Consider the following 3,742-nt stretch of genomic DNA (forward strand, 5'->3'; position numbering starts at 1 on the left):
GAAGAAGAAGGGTTTTTCGCGCAGAGGCGCAGAGGCGCGGAGGGATGTAGTGTTTGCCGCGACAGCGGCTTTCCCTCCGGGACGTGGTCCACCCACCTTAAAACAGGCGTTATTCCAGCGAAGGCTGGAATCTCCCGGGGCCGATGCGCGACAAGCGCCGCTTGAGGCCCCAGCCTTCGCTGGGGCGACGATTCCATTCAGATGGACCAGACTCTCATCCGACTACGGGAAAAAGGGCTGCGCCGGACACGCAACCACCGTCCCGCGCGCAACCCCCTCCGCGCCTCTCCGCGCGCAACCCCCTCCGCGCCTCTGTGCCTCTGCGCGAAAATCTCTTCTACTTCACTCCGCGCCTTCGCGCCTCCGCGTGAACCACCTGCTTCTGCTACCCCAGCAACCATGGCGAAAGCAGCAGCAACAACTTCACATCGATCGCCTTGCCCGCCGCCCGCTGCCCGGCCACGAACGTCGGCAATCCATCCAGCGCGACCCGGTGGACGAGAATATCCTCCCCCTCCACCCCGCCGCCCTCGGCGACGCGGACCAGTTCGCCCGCGCGGAACAGGGTGAAGCTCTCCGACACCATGCCCGGCGACGAATGATACTCACCGAGCGACACCATCGTCCCCGCGCGGAACCCGGTTTCCTCCTCCAGCTCGCGCGTCGCCGCCACCGCCGCCGCCTCGCCCGCCATGTCGTCGCCGACCAGCCCGGCGGGCAGTTCGATACACGCCCGTCCCAGCGGCACGCGATATTGCTCGACCAGCAGGACATGGCCCTGCTCGATCGCGACGATCACCGCCGCGCCGATCCCGTTGGCCCGGCCGACATATTCCCAGCGGCCACGTTTCTTGGCGGTGATGAACCGCCCGGCCCACATCACCTCTTCGGGGGCATCGGCGTCGATCACAATTCGATCACCCGGTCCGGCAGTTCGTTCACGTCATCCACTCCCTTGGGGAAATGTTCGGCCAGCACCACGCCGATCGCGCCCACCGCCGCGACGATGCCGTCGCCCGTCCGCCCGTCCTTCACCGCCGCCAGCAGCGCCGCCAGCGCATCGCCCCACACCTCGGGCGCGACCCGGTCGTGGATCGACGCATCGGCGATCAGCTCGGCGCGATGCTCCGCCATTGACAGGTACAGCAGCACGCCGGTCGCCGCGACGGTGCGCTTCTCGGCGGCGGCACGGAACAGCGTCAGCGCCTGGGCATGGACCCGCCGCGCCTTGGTCGATCGCGGGGTCAGCGCCATGCGCAATGGCTGCCACGCGCAGGCATTGCGCACGATCAGGAACACCGCGCCCTGCACCCATGCCACCACGCCCAGCAGGAAGGCGGGCGTCGGCGCCTCCCCCCATGGCTCGATCCAGCCATGAACGCCGTGCAGCCACCCCGGCCACACCGCCGTCGCGGCGATGACCAGCAGCATCGCCAGCACCGCCATATGCAGCCCGACATCGTGATAGGCATCTGACCGGCGCGCGGTGACGACCACGATCTCGCCCGCCGTCGCGGCTTCGGCGGTCGCCACCGCCGCGCTGATCGCGGCATGATCCTGTGCGTTCAGCCGCATCACCAGTCCCCCGACGCGCCGCCGCCACCGAACGATCCGCCGCCGCCGCCGGTGAACCCGCCACCGCCCCAGCCGCCGCCGCCGCCCGACGATCCGCCACCGCCGCCGCTCCAGCCGCCGCCACGCGAGGCGCTGCGCGCAATCTCGTCGGCGATCGACCACAGGATGACCGGCCCGATCCCGCTGTCGCTACGCTTGTGCGCGCGGCCCCACGGCCCGGCCCGCCGCTTCCGTCCGGCCGACAGCGCGATCAGCATCACCACGAAGATCAGGATGACGATGCCCGCCACCACCGGGAATCCGCCGTCCGACGATCGCGCGCGCGGCTGCGCCTGGTCGAACTCCTTGATCGCGGCATCGACCTTGGCCTGCGCTTCCTCCGGCGCCGCGCGCAGTTGCGCGACCACCGCGTCGGTGCCCGCCGTCATCGCGCCGGGAATATCGCCGGCGCGCAATCGCGGCACCATCAGCGTGCGCACGATCGTCGCCGACACCGCATCGGTCAGCACCGGCTCAAGGCCATAGCCGACCTCCAGCCGGGGCCCTCGCTGCCCGGCCGGATTATTGGGCGCGATGAACAGGATCGCGCCATTGTCGGCGTCCTTCAGCCCGACACCCCACGCCCGTCCCAGCTTGTAGCCGTACTCGTCGAGCGGAAACCCCTGCGTATCGGCGATCGTCGCGACGACCAGTTGCCGCTTCGTATCGCGCTGCAACGCCTCCAGCTTCGTCGTCAGCGCCGCGCGCGTCTCCGCCGGCAGGACGCCCGCGTCGTCGACCACCAGCCCGGTGAACTTGGGAAACGTCTGCGCCTGCGCCCCCGCCGCCGCACCCAGCAGCACGAGCGCCAGCCACAGCCGCCAGAGGTGCCGCACCGCGATCAGTTGGAATTCCCGAAATTCACCTGCGGCGCGACCTCCGCGCCACCTTGCGCCTGGAAGCTCTGCTTGGGCTTGGCACCATAGAACACCTTTGCGCCGATCGCGTCGGGGAAGGTGCGGATCCGGGTGTTATACGCCTGCACCGCCTCGTTGTAATCACGCCGTGCGATCGTGATGCGGTTCTCGGTCCCCTCCAACTGCGATTGCAGGTTCAGGAAATTCTGGTTGGAGGTAAGCTGCGGATACGCCTCGACGACGGTGCGGAGCTGGCCCAGCGCCTGCGTCAACTGGTTCTGCGCGCCTTGGAACCGCTGGAACGTCTCCGGGTCCGACAGGTCGTCGGTGGTCACGTTGATCGACGTCGCCTGCGCGCGCGCCTGCGTCACCTGGGTCAGCACCCGCTCTTCCTGTCCGGCGAAACCCTTCACCGTCGCGACCAGATTGGGGATCAGGTCGGCGCGGCGCTGATACTGGTTCTGCACCTCGCCCCATTTGGCGTTCACGTTTTCCTCGGCGGTCGGCACGCTGTTCACGCCACACGCCGCCAGCGGCACTGCCGCCGCCATCACGATCGCCGCCCGTATCCGCATTCGCCTCGATCCCTGTCTTGCTTCCCGCCACCGTATCGCACCATTAAGGCACCCTCAAGCTGGCATGGAGGGCAACATGGCGATCATGAACGAGTTCCGCACTTTCGTCGCACGCGGCAACGTGCTCGATCTCGCGGTCGGGGTCATCATCGGCGCGGCGTTCGGCACTATCACCAAGTCGCTGACCGACGACATCATCATGCCGGTGATCGGCTATATCTTCGGCGGATTCGATTTCTCGAGCTATTTCTTGCAGTTGGGGCCGATCCCGGCGGGCTTCGCCGGATCGCCGACCGATTACAAGGCGCTGAAGGCCGCCGGCGTGCCGCTGTTCGGCTATGGCGAGTTCATCAGCGTCGTCATCAACTTCGTCATCCTCGCCTTCATCGTGTTCCTGCTGGTGAAGTTCGTGAACCGCGCGATCGCGGTGGTTCAGGAAGAGCAGAAGAACGGCGAGGCCCCGCCCGCCGCCGATCCGGCCGACGTGGCGCTGCTGCGCGAGATCCGCGACGAACTGCGCGCGGCGCGGAAGTAAAGGCGCGGCTTACCCACGGGGCCGGGGAACCGGCAACGTCATTCACCCAGACGGCAGCGCTTGGCGGCTCCCCTCCCTGACAGGGAGGGGCCGGGGGTGGGTCGGCCCGCGAGGAACCGTAAGCGCCCCACAACCGGCCAACCCCCCCCCCCCCCCCCCCC

Annotated in this window: 5 protein-coding genes; 1 reads left to right on the forward strand and 4 read right to left on the reverse strand. The window is 68.4% G+C overall.

The window, feature by feature from the left end:
• Positions 1–385: 385 nt before the first annotated feature.
• The 4 genes from ASE78_RS15380 to ASE78_RS15395 are packed head-to-tail and all read right to left on the reverse strand — an operon-like array spanning position 386 to position 3,046.
• Complete coding sequence (locus tag ASE78_RS15380; protein WP_056499150.1) at positions 386–880, reverse strand: NUDIX hydrolase; 495 nt, start codon at positions 878–880, stop codon at positions 386–388.
• Between the two features lie 26 nt (positions 881–906).
• Positions 907–1,575 (reverse strand): TPM domain-containing protein, encoded by a 669-nt coding sequence (locus ASE78_RS15385; protein ID WP_056498301.1) that lies wholly within the window; start codon positions 1,573–1,575, stop codon positions 907–909.
• Positions 1,575–2,459: a TPM domain-containing protein gene (locus tag ASE78_RS15390; protein ID WP_156351526.1), complete on the reverse strand. Its 885-nt coding sequence runs from the start codon at positions 2,457–2,459 to the stop codon at positions 1,575–1,577. Before ASE78_RS15390 ends, ASE78_RS15385 begins: the two co-directional genes overlap by 1 nt.
• The gene (locus tag ASE78_RS15395) at positions 2,456–3,046 is read right to left on the reverse strand and encodes a LemA family protein (protein WP_056498302.1); all 591 of its coding nucleotides are present in this window, start codon (positions 3,044–3,046) and stop codon (positions 2,456–2,458) included. The genes ASE78_RS15390 and ASE78_RS15395 overlap by 4 nt, the downstream gene beginning before the upstream one ends.
• A 76-nt stretch (positions 3,047–3,122) precedes the next feature.
• On the opposite strand from ASE78_RS15395, the gene mscL reads away from it, so the two are divergent.
• Entirely contained in the window at positions 3,123–3,581 is a 459-nt protein-coding gene (gene mscL / locus ASE78_RS15400; RefSeq protein WP_055762495.1) for a large conductance mechanosensitive channel protein MscL, read from the forward strand.
• The last annotated feature ends 161 nt before the right edge of the window (positions 3,582–3,742 follow it).

The sequence above is a fragment of the Sphingomonas sp. Leaf25 genome, from assembly GCF_001421635.1.
Taxonomy (GTDB): Bacteria; Pseudomonadota; Alphaproteobacteria; order Sphingomonadales; family Sphingomonadaceae; genus Sphingomonas.

What these genes read in the sequence shown, in the direction of transcription:
- ASE78_RS15380 (WP_056499150.1), bottom strand. Translation starts at nt 880, where the DNA reads ATGTGGGCCGGGCGGTTCATCACCGCCAAGAAACGTGGCCGCTGGGAA.
- ASE78_RS15385 (WP_056498301.1), bottom strand. Translation starts at nt 1,575, where the DNA reads ATGCGGCTGAACGCACAGGATCATGCCGCGATCAGCGCGGCGGTGGCG.
- ASE78_RS15395 (WP_056498302.1), bottom strand. Translation starts at nt 3,046, where the DNA reads ATGCGGATACGGGCGGCGATCGTGATGGCGGCGGCAGTGCCGCTGGCG.
- mscL (WP_055762495.1), top strand. Translation starts at nt 3,123, where the DNA reads ATGGCGATCATGAACGAGTTCCGCACTTTCGTCGCACGCGGCAACGTG.